Annotated in this window: 16 protein-coding genes and 3 tRNA genes; 6 read left to right on the forward strand and 13 right to left on the reverse strand. The window is 62.2% G+C overall.

What is annotated here, in order from left to right:
* Positions 1 to 353: 353 nt before the first annotated feature.
* A complete protein-coding gene (locus R0382_RS00430; RefSeq protein WP_432721511.1) occupies positions 354 to 956 on the forward strand; it encodes a hypothetical protein in 603 nt (200 codons plus the stop codon).
* Between the two features lie 246 nt (positions 957 to 1,202).
* On the opposite strand, the gene R0382_RS00435 is transcribed toward R0382_RS00430, so the two are convergent.
* The 5 genes from R0382_RS00435 to R0382_RS00455 all read right to left on the reverse strand — a co-directional run bounded on the left by R0382_RS00435 (position 1,203) and on the right by R0382_RS00455 (position 5,121).
* Positions 1,203 to 1,580, reverse strand: a complete 378-nt coding sequence (locus R0382_RS00435; RefSeq protein ID WP_432721513.1) for a sugar phosphate isomerase/epimerase family protein — start codon at positions 1,578 to 1,580, stop codon at positions 1,203 to 1,205.
* A gap of 20 nt (positions 1,581 to 1,600) precedes the next feature.
* Complete coding sequence (locus R0382_RS00440; RefSeq protein WP_432721515.1) at positions 1,601 to 2,020, reverse strand: sugar phosphate isomerase/epimerase family protein; 420 nt, start codon at positions 2,018 to 2,020, stop codon at positions 1,601 to 1,603.
* A 127-nt stretch (positions 2,021 to 2,147) separates the two neighbouring features.
* Entirely contained in the window at positions 2,148 to 2,684 is a 537-nt protein-coding gene (def, locus tag R0382_RS00445) for a peptide deformylase (protein WP_432721516.1), read from the reverse strand.
* 96 nt (positions 2,685 to 2,780) lie between these two features.
* Positions 2,781 to 3,800 (reverse strand): threonine aldolase family protein, encoded by a 1,020-nt coding sequence (locus tag R0382_RS00450; RefSeq protein ID WP_432721518.1) that lies wholly within the window; start codon positions 3,798 to 3,800, stop codon positions 2,781 to 2,783.
* 25 nt (positions 3,801 to 3,825) lie between these two features.
* On the reverse strand, positions 3,826 to 5,121 hold the full coding sequence (locus tag R0382_RS00455) for a DUF445 domain-containing protein (protein ID WP_432721519.1): 1,296 nt from the start codon (positions 5,119 to 5,121) through the stop codon (positions 3,826 to 3,828).
* 148 nt (positions 5,122 to 5,269) lie between these two features.
* Here R0382_RS00455 and R0382_RS00460 point away from each other — a divergent pair, with 148 nt between their 5' ends.
* The 4 genes from R0382_RS00460 to R0382_RS00475 all read left to right on the forward strand — a co-directional run bounded on the left by R0382_RS00460 (position 5,270) and on the right by R0382_RS00475 (position 8,832).
* A complete protein-coding gene (locus R0382_RS00460) occupies positions 5,270 to 6,052 on the forward strand; it encodes a 3-hydroxybutyrate dehydrogenase (RefSeq protein ID WP_432721521.1) in 783 nt (260 codons plus the stop codon).
* Positions 6,053 to 6,083: 31 nt separating this feature from the next.
* Positions 6,084 to 7,184, forward strand: a complete 1,101-nt coding sequence (locus R0382_RS00465; RefSeq protein ID WP_432721523.1) for a patatin-like phospholipase family protein — start codon at positions 6,084 to 6,086, stop codon at positions 7,182 to 7,184.
* Positions 7,185 to 7,285: 101 nt separating this feature from the next.
* Positions 7,286 to 8,410, forward strand: a complete 1,125-nt coding sequence (locus tag R0382_RS00470; protein ID WP_432721525.1) for a Card1-like endonuclease domain-containing protein — start codon at positions 7,286 to 7,288, stop codon at positions 8,408 to 8,410.
* 65 nt (positions 8,411 to 8,475) lie between these two features.
* Entirely contained in the window at positions 8,476 to 8,832 is a 357-nt protein-coding gene (locus tag R0382_RS00475) for a RidA family protein (RefSeq protein WP_432721526.1), read from the forward strand.
* Between the two features lie 216 nt (positions 8,833 to 9,048).
* On the opposite strand, the gene R0382_RS00480 is transcribed toward R0382_RS00475, so the two are convergent.
* The 6 genes from R0382_RS00480 to R0382_RS00505 all read right to left on the reverse strand — a co-directional run bounded on the left by R0382_RS00480 (position 9,049) and on the right by R0382_RS00505 (position 12,520).
* Positions 9,049 to 9,124: transfer RNA gene (locus R0382_RS00480), tRNA-Glu, on the reverse strand.
* 12 nt (positions 9,125 to 9,136) lie between these two features.
* Positions 9,137 to 9,213 (reverse strand) — tRNA-Arg (locus R0382_RS00485).
* 41 nt (positions 9,214 to 9,254) lie between these two features.
* Positions 9,255 to 9,348, reverse strand: a tRNA-Ser gene (locus R0382_RS00490).
* A 68-nt stretch (positions 9,349 to 9,416) separates the two neighbouring features.
* Entirely contained in the window at positions 9,417 to 10,640 is a 1,224-nt protein-coding gene (locus R0382_RS00495) for an aspartate kinase (protein ID WP_432721527.1), read from the reverse strand.
* A 148-nt stretch (positions 10,641 to 10,788) separates the two neighbouring features.
* Entirely contained in the window at positions 10,789 to 11,859 is a 1,071-nt protein-coding gene (alr, locus tag R0382_RS00500; protein WP_432721529.1) for an alanine racemase, read from the reverse strand.
* Positions 11,860 to 11,890: 31 nt separating this feature from the next.
* Positions 11,891 to 12,520: a DedA family protein gene (locus R0382_RS00505; protein ID WP_432721530.1), complete on the reverse strand. Its 630-nt coding sequence runs from the start codon at positions 12,518 to 12,520 to the stop codon at positions 11,891 to 11,893.
* Between the two features lie 174 nt (positions 12,521 to 12,694).
* Here R0382_RS00505 and lplT point away from each other — a divergent pair, with 174 nt between their 5' ends.
* A complete protein-coding gene (lplT, locus tag R0382_RS00510) occupies positions 12,695 to 13,987 on the forward strand; it encodes a lysophospholipid transporter LplT (RefSeq protein WP_432721531.1) in 1,293 nt (430 codons plus the stop codon).
* A 135-nt stretch (positions 13,988 to 14,122) separates the two neighbouring features.
* Here lplT and R0382_RS00515 read toward each other — a convergent pair whose 3' ends face one another.
* Together R0382_RS00515 and R0382_RS00520 are read right to left on the reverse strand one after the other, a co-directional pair.
* The gene (locus R0382_RS00515; RefSeq protein WP_432721532.1) at positions 14,123 to 15,766 is read right to left on the reverse strand and encodes a tannase/feruloyl esterase family alpha/beta hydrolase; all 1,644 of its coding nucleotides are present in this window, start codon (positions 15,764 to 15,766) and stop codon (positions 14,123 to 14,125) included.
* A 79-nt stretch (positions 15,767 to 15,845) separates the two neighbouring features.
* Positions 15,846 to 17,132, reverse strand: a complete 1,287-nt coding sequence (locus tag R0382_RS00520; protein ID WP_432721533.1) for a hemolysin family protein — start codon at positions 17,130 to 17,132, stop codon at positions 15,846 to 15,848.
* Positions 17,133 to 17,177: the final 45 nt, after the last annotated feature.

Below are 17,177 nucleotides of genomic sequence, written 5' to 3' on the forward strand. Positions count from 1 at the left end.
CCGGGACAAAACTCCAACAACCCGCGCCAAACCCTTCTAAGCGACATCACGAGACATTAAGATGAATGAAACATTCATGAAAATTATCCATCATCGATGTGGTTGCAGCGGACAATGCACAAGAATGCGTGAAAACCTACGGTCACAAGCAACAACATTCATCAAGATCACCGCAACCGGCATCACTCTCCTAAAGAGCGCCTTGACCCGATCTGAACCCGCTCAAATCGCCCCCAACCAAAATCGACGAGTTTCGGTCCGGGTTTCACCTCTGCCCCATTCTCACAACCAGCCTAACTACCGATCAACCGACCCATCCTCTATCCGCCTTTGCCACCTGTGGAGAAAACGGCATGAAGTCCTTCTGGAAGCAACTCAGGAACGTACAGGCAGGGCCGAATACCTTGGGTCAAATCAACCTTGTTGGCCAGTATTTGCAGACTGAGTTGAATGATTACGCCAGCAACCGCGGCATCATACGAGTGAAAGCCCGGCCACTCGCCTTTGGCGCGAACGGATACGCGCTGGAACAGACATTGGAATACGGGCCCGAAGTCGCTGAAGTGTTCTGGCTACCGTGGCGGAATCATGAAGCCACTGTGGCCGCTAGAGCGGAGTTCGAATACTCGAAAAGGGACATCTTTTTCATGACGACGACGCTGTCAGGATGCCGGTTCAGCGTAACGCCCGATGTCGTCATCCACGTTGCACACGCGGCAGGATACAACTCTGCGGGCCGAACGATCACCGAACAGAACATTACCGGGCCGCGCCACGCTTTGACCCGACGTGTATCCGTTTCCGCAGCAGCCGGACCAAATGATTTCCAGTACGGTGGCGCTCTTGTCGGAGCTTACACTCGCTCTTTGATTTTTGGTGCCCGAGTCAATGGCAACTACACGTACAAGGTGTTGCATACCTCTCCGCCACCAGGAAACTGGGAAATCATTCTGTAATCAAAGCTAGACTTCCTCAGCACCAACTACGGTCTTCTTTACGTCCCCGCTGAACTTTATTTCACCGCCAATGCCATCCAAGAAAATATAAATCCACACTGGAAACCTAGTCGCATTCGTGCTGGACAACGCGGGGATGAAAACCGCTAACCTCGCCTGCGATCGGCTGCCCATCTAGGTCGCAGCCACAGTAGCGGGTGTGGGTGTGGGTGTGGGTGTGGCTCGGATTGGCATAAATTGATCGCTTTATGTCTCGCGGCAAGCTCCGACCAATTGCGGATATTGATCCGACAAGTAGTCAAGACTGCGTGCAATACTGGCCATCGGATCGGTCGGCTGATCGTGCTCGACAAAGATATGCTCCACGCCGGCGACATCCAGTTCAGCGAGTATCGGTACCCAGTCGACGACGCCAGGACCAACATCGGCAATTTCCTCAAGCAGGCCAGAAAACGAAGCGTGCAGTGGCGGAAGCCTGTTGATTTGCTTGAGGTGCAGCAATGGCACTCGACCCGGGTTTTGACGAAAAAACGTCACCGTACTTTGTCGACCAACCGCCATCCAGCATACGTCCAGCTCGAATTTCAGGTTATCCGGATCACATTCGCAGGCGAGAATCTGCATTGGCACCTCACCGTCAACGGCTATCCATTCGAAATGATATGGTGATAAGCCAAACCAATGCCAAGCTTGCGCAATAGCTCGCCGGCAACGTTGAGCCTGTCGGCAATGCGCCGCCAATCATCGGCACTTTGCCGCAACGTTTCATCGATCCAAGGCACAACCAGATAGCGATGTCCGAGTATGCCGGCCTGATCAACAAGCGCCCCCAGTTCCTGAGGCAGTCGATTGTAATCAATATGTGCAGCAGGGGCGGTCAGACCACAATCGCCCAAGTAGCGTGCAAGCCCTTGTGGCGAAGTCGGCAACTGCGCAGCAGGCTCCACTTCGCGATAGCCCAGCCTCGCCACTTCAGCCAGCACGGCGGGTACATCAATTGCAAGCGCATGACGCAGCGTATACAGCTGTACACCAAGCGCCCGCGCACTGGCCCGTGCATTCATGTATTCCACAGCCTATTGGTGGGGCAATCACGCCCATTCCTTAGAGAGGCCGGAATGGCCTGCTGAATCAGTGCAGAAAATCGCAAGTCGACCGATGGCACTCAGCCGGCGCTCAGACTGAGGCGTATCACTCCTCCGGCGTATCGTTCACGCCCGGAAATAGCACATCGGTAAACCCGAACCGCGTCATATCCCGAATCCGCTGCGGGTAGAGCACGCCCCACAGGTGGTCGCATTCATGCTGGACGACGCGAGCATGGAAGCCGCTGACTTCGCGGGCGATCGGCTCGCCGTACTGGTCGAAGCCGCGGTAGCGGATGCGGGTATAGCGCGGGACCTCGCCGCGCAGGCCCGGTACCGACAGGCAGCCTTCCCAGCCGAGTTCCTCGTCGTTTGAGAGCGGCGTGATCTCGGGATTGAGCAGCACCGTCTGCGGCACCGGCTCGGCGTCCGGGTAGCGCGGGTTGGCGTCGAAGCCGAAGATCACCACCTGCAGGTTGACGCCGATCTGCGGCGCGGCGATGCCGACGCCATTGGTGGCGCGCATGGTGTCGAACAGATCGGCGATCAGCGCGTGCAGCTCGGGCGTATCGAACGCCACGACCGGCTCGGAGCGTTGCAGCAGGCTGGGGGCGCCCATTTTCAGGACGGGGCGGACGGCCATGGTGTTTCCCTCTTTACCGCCAGCGCGCGCCCACGCCGAAGGCATGGCAAGCGCCGCGCTGATTCAATTGGCCGGGCTAGCAGCCGGCCGGTCTGCTCAATGCAGCAAGGCTTGCCCAAAAGCGTGGGCGATGCGCTCGACTTCGGTCGGGCCGACCTGCCAATGGGTGACGAAACGCCACACCCCATCCTCGGGCGGATTGGCCTTGATGCCCTGGGCGAGCAGCCTGGCGACGAGGTCGTCGGGGTTCTGGTGGATATCGAGCAACTCGAAGAACACCATATTGATCTCCAGCTGGTCGCGATGGACGACCACGCCGGGCAGCTTTTCGAGCAGTTCGGCCAAGCGCTTGGCATTGGCGTGGTCGTCGCCGAGTCGCGCACTCATTTCATTCAGCGCAATCAGACCCGGCGCCGCCAGCACGCCGGCCTGACGCAGCCCACCGCCCATCAATTTGCGCTTCTTGCGCGCCTTCTCGATGAAATCCACCGGGCCGGCGAGAATCGAACCAACCGGCGCGGCCAGGCCTTTGGACAGGCAGAACATCACGCTGTCGGCGTACTGCGTCAGTTCGCGCGCTTCGACACCCAATGCCGTGGCGGCGTTGAACAGCCGGGCGCCGTCGAGATGAACCGGGATGCCGGCGGCTTTTGCCACCTCGTAGATCTCGCGCATCGTCTCAAGGCGCGTCACGCTGCCTGCGCCACGCGCGTTTTCGACACAGACGAGGCCAGTGCGCGGCAGGTGGATGTCGCCGCCGGGGCGGATGCGCGTACGCACGGCGTCACCGCTTAGCACCGCCACCGGCCGCAGATTGACGCCGGCAATGATCGCCGCGCCGCCAACCTCGTGCCAGACGATGTGGCTGTCCTCGGCGACAATCACCTCGTCGCCGCGCTCGCAGTGCGTGAACAGCGCCAGCTGGTTGCCGAAAGTGCCGCTGGGCACGAACAGCGCCGCGGCCTTGCCAAGCCGCTCCGCTGACGCGACTTCGAGCGCGACAACGGTCGGGTCGTCGCCGTAGACGTCGTCGCCAACGACCGCCTCCGCCATCGCCGTGCGCATCGCCGGCGTCGGCTGGGTCACGGTGTCACTGCGTACGTCGATCCACTCCATGTTCATTTCCTTTGCATTGGGGTCTTTAAACACCGGCAAACTGCCTTGCCGTATAGATCAACAGGCCGATCAGCCCGCCAACCAGCGTACCGTTGACGCGGATGAACTGCAGGTCGATGCCGACATTCAGCTCCAGGCGCTCGACCAGCACCTTGTCGTCCCAGCCCTTGAGCTGGTCGGCGATGAACACGCCGATTTCGCCGCGATAACGCGCCAGCGATTGCGCCGCAAACGTACGCAGCCGTGCGTTCAACCAATCGACAAAAACCGTATCGTCGCGCAAGCGCAGGCCGAACTGCTTGACCGCGGCACCGACCTTGGCGCGGATCTGCGAATCGTCACGCTCGAGGTCGTGCCGCAGCCAGCCAACCGCATCGCGCCACAGCTGTTCCAGTCCGTTCTGCAAGCCCTCGTCATCAAGCAGCTTGCGCTGCCATTGCGCCAGTTGTTCGCGCGTCTCCGCATCGTGGCCCAGCGCACCGATCCAGTCACCGAGCTGTCGGTCGAAGGCTTGCCTCAGCGGGTGATCGGGCTCGGCCAGCGAGCGCTCGAGCGCCTGCGACGTAGCGCCGATCAGCTTGCGCGCCAGATAGCGCCCACCGGCTTCGTCGAGCGCCACCCAGCGCAGCACATTGAATTCGTTGGCGATCACGCCGGCCAGATAATCGTGGGCATTCGGCGTGTCCAGCCGCGACAGCGCCGCCTCGATGACGCCGTCGAATACCTTCTGGTGCTGGCCCGAATGGCGGACGATCTGCAGCAGCGCGGCGCCGCGGCTGCCCAGATCGAGCTGGCCGAGTCGCTTGACCGCCAGATCGCGCACCAGTTGGGACAGTTTCGGATCGTCGAGCATGTCGAGCACGAAACGGAACAGCTGGGTGCCCTGTTCGGTCAGCTGCCGCGCATTCGCCGGCCGGGCCAGCCACACCGCCAGCCTGCGGGCCGGGTTGAAGTCATCGATGCGTTTGGCCAGCACCTCGGGCAGCAGGAAGTGGGTTTCGATGAACTGCCCCAGGCTGTCGGCAATGCGGGCCTTGTTCTGCGGCACGATCGCCGTATGCGGAATCGGCAATCCCATCGGATGCTTGAACAGCGCCGTGATCGCGAACCAGTCGGCCAGGGCGCCAACGACCGCGGCCTCGGCAAACGCCGCCAGATAGCCCCAGGCACCACGCCCTTCACCAACGCTCAGCGCCAGCAAGGCCAGCGCAGCCATCAACAGCAGCAAGCCGGTCGCACCGGTGCGGGCACGCCGCAGTCGATGGCGCTTTTCAGCCTCACGATGGGTGTACAGGTCAGCGGTAAAGTCGTCCGTCGACATTGCGGCTCGATATTGTGGAAACAGCCGTAACAATATCAGTGGCAGACCTGTCGACCAACGCCAGCTTTGCCGATGCGTCGCACCGGTGCGCATCCAATCGACATGATATGGTGCTATATCATCTGGATGCCCCCCATCGGAGAACGTCATGCTCAACGGTAAAGTCGCACTGGTCACCGGTTCAACCAGCGGCATCGGCCTCGGAATTGCCCATGCGCTAGCCCGCGAAGGGGCCACCGTGGTCCTCAACGGTCTCGGCAACGCCAGTGATATCGAGGCCACCCGGGCGCAGCTCGCGGCCGATACCGGCGCCGACATCCGTTTCATCGGCGCCGACCTCAGCAGCGCCGACGCTGTCGCGTCCCTGATCGCGCAGATCGAAACCGATCTGGGCCGGCTGGACATCCTCGTCAATAACGCCGGTGTCCAGCACGTTGCTCCGATCGAAGACTTCCCGCCAGAAAAATGGGATCTGATCCTGGCGCTGAACCTCGGCGCCGCCTTCCACACCATCCGCCTCGCCGTACCCGGCATGAAGCAGCGTGGCTGGGGCCGAATCATCAATGTCGCGTCGGCGCACGCCCTCGTGGCCTCGCCGTTCAAATCGGCCTACGTCGCATCGAAACACGGCCTTCTCGGCCTGACCAAGACCGTCGCGCTCGAACTGGCCGAACACGGCGTCACCGCCAACGCGATTTGCCCCGGTTATGTGATGACGCCGCTGGTACAAAAACAGATTCCCGACACGGCCAAAGCGCGCGGCATCAGCGAAGAAGAAGTCATCCGCGATGTGTTGCTCGCATCACAGGCCACCAAGCGCTTCGTCGAAGTCGATGAACTCGGCGCGCTCGCGGCCTTCCTGTGCAGCGACGGCGCGGCATCGATCACCGGGACGGCACTGCCGGTCGACGGAGGCTGGACCGCGCACTAATTCAGCGTATCACCAGGGAGAAACCACAATAATGAGCAAACGACGCATCGCCATCGCCTGCCAGGGCGGTGGTAGCCAGACCGCGTTTACCGCCGGCGCACTGAAAGCGCTGTACGACGGCGGCTTCGACGACCACTTCAGGCTCACCAGCATCAGCGGCACCTCCGGCGGCGCACTCTGCGCCACGCTGGTCTGGTACGCATTGCTCAAGGGCGACGAGAACGTGCCGCAGCGCCTGATGGACTTCTGGGCCGACAACACCGCCCAGACGCAGGCGGAAGAGCACTTCAACCACTATGTCACCGAATCGCTGCGCGCAACCAACAAGGGCCACTTGCCGCAGTTCGCCTTCAGCCCGTACTCGCCGCTGATCAGGACGATGCTGAGCCTGACGACATCGCAGTTGCGGCCGCATTTCACCGATCTGCCTACGTTGCTGAGCAAGCACATCGACTTCGACGAACTCGCCGCGACCGGGCCACGTCCGGACCTGCCGGCGCTGCTGCTCGGCGCGGCCGAGATCCTTTCCGGCCAGTTGGTGAAGTTCAACTCGCGCGAACAGGCGATCTGCATCGAACACCTGCTGTCGTCGTGCGCCGTGCCGAACATTTTTCCGGCGGTCGAATTCGAAGGCGGCGCGTACTGGGACGGGCTGTTCTCGGACAACCCGCCGGTCGACGAACTCGCCAAGGCCGCCTTTGTCGGCGCCGACAACCTGCCCGAGGAAATCTGGGTCATCAAGATCAACCCAACGGGCTGCAAGCAGGTACCGCAGGCGCCCGAGCAGATCGCCGATCGGCGCAACGAGATGATCGGCAATATGTCGCTGTTCCATCAGTTGACCCACGTCGGCTTCCTCAACGACCTGTTGCTGCGCGGTGCGTTCAACACCGACTTCCTCGGCCAGTTCCACATCACCGAGCCGATCCTGATTCCGCGCTGCTTTGACGACGAACCGGCCCAGCCCTACCACATCCCGTTCATCGAAATGTCGCAGCCGCTACAGGAGGCGCTGGACTACGAAACCAAGATCGATCGCAGCCCGGAAAACCTCGGCCGACTGATCCGAGACGGCGAAGCCCAGGCAAAGCAGTTCCTCCGCGAACGGATCGCTGCGCTGAAAACGGGCTGAAACCGGCGGGGGATGACGGCTGCACAACAGCTTCGTCCCCCGTACACGCGAGCCTGATGGGCGCTGCTAGACTCGGGCTCTCGCACCCGCTTGGAATGGCCATGCACCTGCTCTGCCCGCTGGACACCGTTCAGTCCGACATCATCACACCGGCGCTCGACCGCGTGTTCGGCATCCGTCACATGACGATCGCTGCACACCGCCACCGGCTCGATGCCGCGGCGGCCGTGGCCGAAACCGCGGCGGCGGCGCAGATCGGTTGCGACATCATCGAACTGTCCAGCGAAGACTCTCCCAGCCTGCTGCGCGGCGCGCTGGCGCAGATCATCAACGACGCCGGGATGCCGACGCTGATCAATCTGAGCGGCGCTAGCCCCATTCTCGCCGCGCTGGCACAGGAAGTTGCATTACTGCGTCAGGTACCCAGCTTCGTCATCCATCCCGAGCGCGATACGCTGGTCTGGCTCAATCACCTGCCCAACGTCACGCCGGAGCAGGGCTACAACATCGCCGACCGGCTGACGCTCGATGGCTACTTCGGCCTGTTCGGTTGCGAAATCATCGAAGCCTCCGTCGATCTGAAGCATCGCAATCCGCAACTGGAAAAACTCGCCCGCCATATGGCGTGGTTTGCCAGCCGCGATTCGCGCCAGCTCTACTCGCTGATGCAGCACGTCATCCGCGCCGACGAGAATGGCCTGACGGCGCCGTTGCCACGCGAACTGCAACCCTATCTGATGCCGATCGAACAGGCCGGGCTGGTCACGCTGCTGCACGGTGGCGAACTGAAACTGCACGACGCGCAGGCGCTGCGCTATCTCAACGGTGGCTGGCTCGAATACTGGCTGTTTGCCGAGGCGGCCAGCCTGATCGGCCAATGCCCGATCCACGACCTTGCGTGTGGCGTACAGATCATCACTCAGGACGGCGTCAAGAACGAGTACGACTTGGCCCTGCTGTGCAACAACCAGCTCTATCTGGTCGAGTGCAAGACCCAGCAACCCGAAAACCGCCAGACCGGCCTCGGCGTTGGCAACAATGTCCTGTTCAAACTCGACAGCGTCTCGCACCTTTCCGAACTCGATGCACGCGCTATGCTGGTCAGCGTCAGCCGGCCGACCGAGCACGAAGTACATCGTGCCGACGAGCAGGACATCGAAATCGTCTGCGGCCATGATCTGGTCAATTTGCGCGAGCGGCTGCGGGACTGGCTCAAGGCAAGCTGAGCCCGGCTGGCGCATAATGGCGGCTCGCCGGCTTGCCGGCAGCCCGTCATCGATTTGGACCATCCATGAGCAATAACGACATTCAACGCCACAACCCGACCTCGCTGTGGTCGGACGCCGTGGTCTTCAACCGCATCGCCTGCTTCGTCGAAGTCCCGGAAAGCGGCAACACCTTTGCCGAGCAGACCCGCGCCCTGCTGGCCCAGGCCGACCGGACGCTGGCCGCCATCAACTCGGACAAGAGCCGCCTGATGATGGTGACGATCTATCTGCCCGACCTTGCCAACCGCAAGGCATTGAATGAAATCTGGGCCGAGTGGCTGCCAGAAGGCTGTGCGCCGTCCCGTGCCTGCGTAAGGGCGGAGCTGGCATCGGCGGAGCTGCAGATCGAAATCGCCTTCACCGCGGCAACGCGGAGCTAAACCCCATCCCTTAGGCGAGCGGGCCGAAGCGGTTCGTTGCCGCCCGAAACACGGGGGCCGGAATCAACATGAAATCCATGAGGATGACTCGATACCCCTGACGGGGCCCGGGTACCGTCGCCGAATGGCGATGCGTTCGAACCCTGCGGGGCCGCCTCACCATCGACAGGCATGAAAAAACGGCCTGACATCACTGTCAGGCCGTTCTCTGAATGCTGGCGTCCCCACGGGGATTCGAACCCCGGTAGTCACCGTGAAAGGGTGGTGTCCTAGGCCTCTAGACGATGGGGACTGAAGCAGGTAATGGTGCACCCGGAGCGATTCGAACGCCCGACCCTCTGGTTCGTAGCCAGATACTCTATCCAACTGAGCTACGGGTGCACTGTTACTTTCTGCTGTTACTACGGTACTGCGAGGTCCGCTGGCGGAGACGGAGGGATTCGAACCCTCGATAGAGGTTTTGGCCCCTATGCTCCCTTAGCAGGGGAGTGATTTCAGCCACTCATCCACGTCTCCGTCAAGGGAGGCTGGATATTACCTTCGGGCCCAAATCCCGTCAACCACCTTGGCGGATTTTCTTGAAATCAGCCTTTGTCGAGGCCGAAAGCCTTGTGCAGCACGCGCACGGCGAGCTCGAGATACTTCTCGTCGACGATAACCGAGATCTTGATTTCCGACGTCGAGATCATCTGGATGTTGATGCCCTCTTCGGCCAGCGTGCGGAACATCGTCGCAGCAACGCCGACGTGCGAGCGCATGCCGACACCGACGATCGAGATCTTGCAGATCTTGTCGTCGCCATCGATCTGCGCCGCGCCGATGTGCGCCTGCACACCTTCGAGCACCTTGATCGTGCGAGCCAGATCCGGCTTCGGCACGGTAAAGCTGAAGTCGGTGGTGCCATCCTTGCCGACGTTCTGGATGATCATGTCGACGTCGATATTGGCATCCGACACCGGGCCGAGAATCTGGTAGGCGATACCCGGCTTGTCGGGCACGCCGGTCACGTTGATGCGGGCTTCGTCACGGTTGAAGGCAATGCCGGAGACGACGGGCTTTTCCATGTTCGGGTCTTCCTCGAAGGTAATCAGCGTGCCCTCGCCCTCTTCCTGGAACGAGGACAGCACGCGCAGTTTGACGTTGTATTTGCCGGCGAATTCCACCGAGCGGATTTGCAGCACCTTGGAGCCGAGGCTGGCCATCTCGAGCATTTCCTCGAAGGTGATGGTCTTGAGCTTCTTGGCTTCCGGCACGACGCGCGGGTCGGTGGTGTAGACGCCGTCGACGTCGGTGTAGATCTGGCACTCGTCGGCTTTCAGCGCGGCCGCCAGGGCGACGCCCGAGGTATCCGAACCACCGCGACCCAGCGTGGTGATATTGCCTTCCGGATCGACGCCCTGGAAACCGGCGACGATGACGACACGGCCGGCGTTCAGATCGGCACGCATTGCGTCGTCGTCGATCGACTGGATCCGGGCCTTGGTATGGGTCGAATCGGTGAGGATCTTGACCTGGCCACCGGTGTACGACTTGGCATCGACGCCGGCTTCTTTCAGCGCCATCGCCAGCAGGCCGATGGTGACCTGTTCACCGGTCGAAACGATCACGTCGAGCTCTCGCGGATCCGGATTCGTCTGGATTTCCTTGGCCAGCGCAATCAGCCGGTTGGTTTCACCGCTCATTGCGGAAACGACGACGACGATGTCGTGGCCCTGGGCCTTGAACTTGGCGACGCGCCGCGCGACATTCTTGATGCGCTCGGGCGTGCCAACCGAGGTGCCGCCGTACTTCTGGACGATCAATGCCATGATGCAACCTGCAGGTTGAATGAAATGAGAAATCTGGCCCGATCGCGCGGCACCGTCAGCAAAGCACAACGGATTCGCGCGGAAAAAGTGCCAAAGCGAAAGATTGTAATGAAAGCCGTGCGCGTTTACGAGACCGATCAACAGGCCGTTACAGCGTTTTGACCTGCACCCGCGGCGCGATGGCGCACATCAACTCGTAGCCGATCGTGCCGGCCGCCGCGGCGACCTCGTCGATCGGCAGACCCTTGCCCCACAACTCGACCGGCGTACCGATCTGCGCTTGCGGCACGTCGCTCAGATCGACCGCAAGCATGTCCATCGACACGCGCCCGAGCAAACGAGTCCGCACACCGCCCACCAGAATCGGCGTGCCGGTCGGCGCATGGCGTGGATAGCCGTCGGCGTAGCCGCAAGCAACGATGCCGATACGCATCGGTTCGGGCGCGGTAAACGCAGCGGCATAGCCGACTGCATCGCCAGCCTGCAGCATTTGTACGCCGATGATTTCGCTCTGCAAACTCATCGCCGCAATCAGCCCCAGCGATGCCGCACTACGGTGTGCAAACGGCGTGGCGCCGTAGAGCGCGACGCCGGGGCGGACCCAGTCGCGGTGCACGTCGGGAAAATCAAAGGTCGCGGCCGAGTTGGCGAGCGTCATCGGCAGGTCGAGTCCGGCGACCGCCGCATCGAAACGGGCCAGCTGCATTGCAATGCCGCGATCGGGATCGTCGGCGGTCGCAAAGTGGGTCATCAAGGTGATGCTGGCGACATTGGCACAAGCCTGGAGCCGCGCGACCACCGCAGCGGCGGTATCGGCCACGAAGCCGAGCCGGTTCATGCCGGTGTTGAGCTTGACGTAGACATCCAGCGGCTTTGGCAGCACCAGCGTTTCCAGCCAGGCCAATGCACGCTCTTCGTGCACGGCAACGGTCAGCGCGTGGTGCGATGCCAGCCGCATTTCATCGGCGCTGAACACGCCTTCGAGCAGCAGGATCGGTTGCGTGACGCCCGCCTCGCGCAAGCCGATGGCCCAGTCGACTTCGAGCAGCGCAAAGCCGTCGGCTTCGGGCAAGGCAGCGACGACACGCGCCAGACCATGGCCGTAGCCATCGGCCTTGGTCACCGCATAGACCTTCGCCTTCGGTGCCAGCGCCTTCATCCGGCGGTAGTTGTGGGCAATGGCGGCTGGATCGATCAGGACCTGAATGGGGCGGGACATGGCGAACGGTCGGACGTATTGTAAGAGAGGGTCAGTCTTGCGTTGCCTGCGTCGATCGGTTGCAGCGGCGATGCCGCCAATACCAGACACCAACGATAACGGCGATCAACGCGATGAGAATCAGGATGCCGGTCTGCCCGCGCTTGATCCACAGCAACAGCCATTCGTGATTGTAGGCGCCGTAGTAACCGAGGTAGACCCAGATCGGGACGCTGATCAGCGCGGCCAAGCCGTCGAGCAACAGGAAACGCCAGTACGAAATACAGTGGCTCATGCCTGCAGTGAGGAAAATCGGCGAGCGCAGTCCTGGCAGGAAGCGGGCGACAAACAGCACGCGGTTGCCATAGCGGGAGAATTTGTCCTGAACGGCGGCATAACGTTCGGGCGTCATGATCCGGGCGACCCAGCGCCAGCGGAGCACATGCGCGCCGTAATAGCGGCCGAGCAGAAACATGACCGAATCGCCGACGAGCACGCCGGCCATACCGACAAAGAACATCGTATGCACATTGGCATACCCGAGGCCGGCGATGATGCCGCCAGCCACCAGCGTGATGTCTTCCGGAATCGGCACGCCGAAGCCACAGGCAAGCAGTACGAGAAACACGGCTAGATAGCCGTAGTCGGTGAAAACGCTCACCAGCAATGACAATGAATCCATATCGGCGCGCGGGAGCGGGAGCAGAAACGGTCCCCATCTTAGCACGCAGCCACGTCAGACCGGCGCATTGTCTCCGGCATATTGCCGTCACCGGCCTCGCGGACCGGAACACGACGGCCGACGGGGCAAACGTGTTATAACCCCCGACGTCTCCGCACCGGCACCGATCACAGAATGGACCGTGGATTTTTCCTGATTCTGGGCGCGCAGTTCCTGTCCGCACTCGCCGACAACGCCCTGTTCATCGCTGCGCTGGCCTTGCTCAAACAGCAGCTGGCCCCCGAATGGCATCTATCGATGCTGCTCTGGTGCTTTACCGTTTCCTACGTCGTTCTGGCGCCATTTGCCGGTTCGTTCGCGGATTCGATGCACAAGGGCAAGGCGATGATGATCTGCAACGGCATCAAGCTCGCCGGCTGCGTCGGCATGCTGGTCGGCGCACCGCCGATTCTCGCCTACGCCGTCGTCGGCTTCGGCGCCGCGGCGTACAGCCCGGCCAAGTACGGCCTGATTACCGAATACCTGCCACACGAGAAACTGGTCGAGGCCAACGGCTGGCTTGAAGGCGCGACCGTCGCGGCGATCATCTTCGGCACCGTGCTGGGCGGCTTCCTGACCGGCGGCCAGGCCGCCGCGCTGCTGCACCAGCTCAATCTGCCTTGGCCTGCGACCACGGCCGAACTCGCCATCGTGGTCATCGTGGCGATTTATCTCGCTGCAGCATGGCTGAATCTCTACATCCCCAAGCTCAACGTCCAGCTCAAACCATTGATTCACGGCCCGGTACAGATGACCAAGGACTTCATCGTCTGTGCCCGCCGGCTCTGGCTCGACCCGCAAGGCCAGCTGTCGCTGGCGGTGACGACCTTGTTCTGGGGCGCCGGTGCGACGATGCGGCTCGTCGTCCTCAACTGGGCGGTGATCTGGCTGGCGTACAGCATGGAAAAAGCGACGATGCTGATCGCCGTGGTCGCCTTCGGCACGGCTTTCGGCGCGGTCATCGCCGGTCGCTTCGTGCCGCTCAAGCGCGCGTTTTCGGTGCTGCCGGCCGGTATTGCAATGGGCATGCTGGTGATGAGCATGCTGCTGATTTACGACGGCACCGTTGCCGCGACGCTGATGTTCATCGTCGGTGCGTTGTCGGGTTTCTTCGTCGTCCCGCTGAACGCCATCCTGCAGCATCGCGGCTACCTGCTGATGGGCGCGGGTCATTCGATCGCGGTGCAGAATTTCAACGAGAACCTCGGCATTCTCGTCATGGTCGGCCTGCACGCCATGCTGGTGAAGTATCTGAGCACGCCATTGCCGGCAGATGCCTCCGCGCTGCTGATCAGGCAGTTCGGCAGCGGCGGTCTGCCGCCGATGCACACCATCGTGCTCGGCTTCGGTCTGTTCGTCTCGGTGATGATGGTATTGATCACCGTGCGCCATCGGCGCGGCATGCGCGCCGGCGTCATGCACGACTGATCAAATCGGACTCGGCGCCGGGCTTCATCTGGCGCTCAAGCCATCGCTTCCGCTCGAAGCCAAGGCGCCTCGACGGCGCCCGGGCATCGCACGACAAAGCGATGCCCGGGCACCAGCGTCAGAAAACGTCGCCAACTACTCCTTGGCGCACTCGAAACTGGACGCCGCGTTAACGTCACCGCCGCGATAGCGTGGCCAGGTCGGGTACTCGCACAGCGGCCGGCTCCGTCCGCGGGTATCGGCATTGGCATCGGCAACCAGCTGCTGCGTCGGCGCCACGCCGTCAACGACCCAGCGATCGAGCGCCGACAGCGAATCCCACGATGCCATGAAGGCGCCAAGCACGTGACCATAGCCGGGGACCACGTAGAAGCGCGAGAACGCCGCTGTCGCCGCGTCGCCCATCGTGGATTTGACCCGCCCCATGTAATCGATGGTCGATCGGGTACTGACCAGCGCATCGGCGGCACCGTGCAGCACGAGCAGCTTGCCGCCACGCCCGGCAAAGCGGCTCAGGTCGGTCCGGTTGACATCCTGCAACCCCGTCAGCGCACTGACCCTCGCCGTCCACGGCCCGGGCTGCGCCGGATCGAGTGACAGGGCATCGAAGGCCGGGTCGCGCGTGACGGCGTAGCGGACCCAGTGGTCCCAGAACTGCGCCATATACGGCTGCCCCAGTTGTCCCGGACTCGTCGGTGCCTGCTCGCCCCAACCGAGGAAACCGCGCAGATCTGCGCCACTCAGCACATTGAAGCCCGGGTAGCCTTTTTCACCGCTCGCCACCGGATAACGCAGCGTCAGCGGTGTCGCCATCGTCGTCACCGCGGCGATCTGCGCATCGCTCAGACACTGTGCGCCAGCGGCCTTGCCGCGTGCGCAGCGCAGCTTGATCGGTGTGAAACGGCAGACTTCCGGATGGCTGATCAAGCCGTCGCGTACACCGTCATCGCCATCGCAGGCGGCAATCTGCGCCTGGTACAGCAAGCCTTGCGCCGCCGGATCGAGGTAGGCGCCGGGGCGGGCCAGCGCACGGGAAATCCGCCCGAATGCCAGGTCAAGCGTTGCCGCATTCCAGGCCGGATAGGCCGCGATTGCGCCATCGTAGTCATCGGGCCAGCGCTGCACCACGGCGAGCGCCTCACGCCCGCCGGTGGAGCCACCGGCGAAATAACGCCGGATCGGCGCCTTGCCGTAGAACGCGACTTGCAGCGCCGTCGCAACATCGCGGGTTTTCTTCAGCGCATCGCCAGCGAAATTGCGCAACGCTTCGTCATTCTGCAAAAAGCGGCCATCGAGCGAACGGTTTTTCGGGTCGGCAGTATACGGTGGTGCAGACTCGTGACCGCTGTCACTGCCAAATACCGCATAGCCGCGCGCCAATGGCGACAGCATGTCGAGCGGCGGCGCGGGAACGTCGCTGGTGGCGAGAATGACGGTGCCGTTGTAGCCACCGCCCCCCAGATGCAGCGATTTGCCGTTCCAGCCAGCCGGCAGCCCCAAATCGAAACGGATCGGCGGTGCCGCCGGATCGACCGGCAGAATGCGTCCCTGTACGTGGCAATAGTCGCCCTGCCCGCCCGGAACGGCCGACCAGTCTGCGCTATCGACTTTTGCGCCGCAGGTCGGCAAGCCGATATCCGCCGCGGCAAGCTGCCAGCCCTGCAAGGCACCGCAGCCCTGCTTGCCCGGTTGCGGCACCGTTTGAGACGGAACGCCGGCGCACGCCGCCAGCAATAGCGCAGCAAACGACGGAAAAACTTTCAACGAAAGAAATCTCATAACAACTCCTGCGTTAGATTCGGTTCAGCATAGCCAAAACCGTTTCATCCCGAAGGCGCTGTTATCGCTTGTCGTGCAGCTAATTGCTCGGCGAATGGGCCGGGATGACCCGCACGCTGACAATGCGCGGACCATGCATTTTCTTGACGACGACACTGAACCCGTCAAACGCCAGCCGCTCGCCCTCCTCGGGTAGCCGGCCGAGCTTTTCCTGAATCAGCCCGCCCACCGATTCGGCCTCCGGACTGTCGACATCGACACCCAAAGCACGCGACAGCGTGAACAAGGGCAGCGAACCCTTGCCGATCAGGCTACCGTCGTCGAGCCAGAGCCAATCGTTGTGGGTCTGGCGGAATTCGTCGCGGATTTCGCCAACCAGCACGCCCAGCAGATTGTCGAGCGTGATGAAACCGTAAGGCGGCTCGCCCTTGGGGCCGACGATGGCGAAGTGCACCGCACCGCCGCGAAAACGCCGCAGCAACTCATCGGCCGGCAGGTCTTCGCTGACGCGCAAGGCCGGGCGCAAATGGACGTCGAGATCGGGCTCGTCCTCATCGTTGCTCAGCAGCAGCAGATCCTTGACGTGAACCATGCCGAGCACGTGATCATCTTCGCCGATCACCGGATAGCGGCTGAAACGGTGCGCACGGATCGTCGCCAGCTGCTTGCTCCACGGATCGTCGCACTGCAGCGTCACCGCTTCCGAAAACGGCCGCATCAGATCGGCAACGGTCAGTTTGCCGAAGTCGAGCGAATGCGCCAGCACCCGCATCGCATCGCTGTTGTACGCCGGGTCATCGCGGTTGGCGCGCAGGATCAGCTTCAGTTCTTCGGCCGAGTAATGGCTTTCGTGGCCGTGACCGACGTCGAGTCGGATCAGCCGCAGCAGCCAGAAGGCGCTGTTGTTGAGCAGCCAGATCGCCGGATACATCGCCCAGTAGAAGCCAAACAACGGCGCCGCGGTCCACAAGCCGACCTTCTCGGCCATGCGGATCGCCATTGATTTCGGCGCAAGCTCACCAACGACGATGTGCAGAAAGGAAATCGTACTGAAGGCAAACACAAAGGAAACGGTGTGAACCAGCGCCGGGCTGCCGATGCCGACCCAGCCGAATACCGGTTCAATCAGTGCGGCAAAGACCGGCTCGCCAACCCAGCCCAGGCCGAGCGATGCGAGCGTGATGCCGAGCTGGCAGGCGGAAAGGTAAGCGTCGAGGTCATGGTGGACCCGGGCGAGCATGCGGCCGCGGAAACCCCAAGCCTTGGCGATGGCCTTGACCCGTGTCGGGCGAAGCTTGACGAGGCTAAATTCGGCGGCGACGAAGAAGCCATTGAGGAAGACCAGGAGCAGGGCTCCGGTGAGCATAAAGAACTGACTAAGCGCAGGGTCCATGTGGTCGAGGCGAGGGCC

Source organism: Jeongeupia wiesaeckerbachi (genome assembly GCF_050916355.1).
GTDB lineage: Bacteria > Pseudomonadota > Gammaproteobacteria > Burkholderiales > Chitinibacteraceae > Jeongeupia > Jeongeupia wiesaeckerbachi.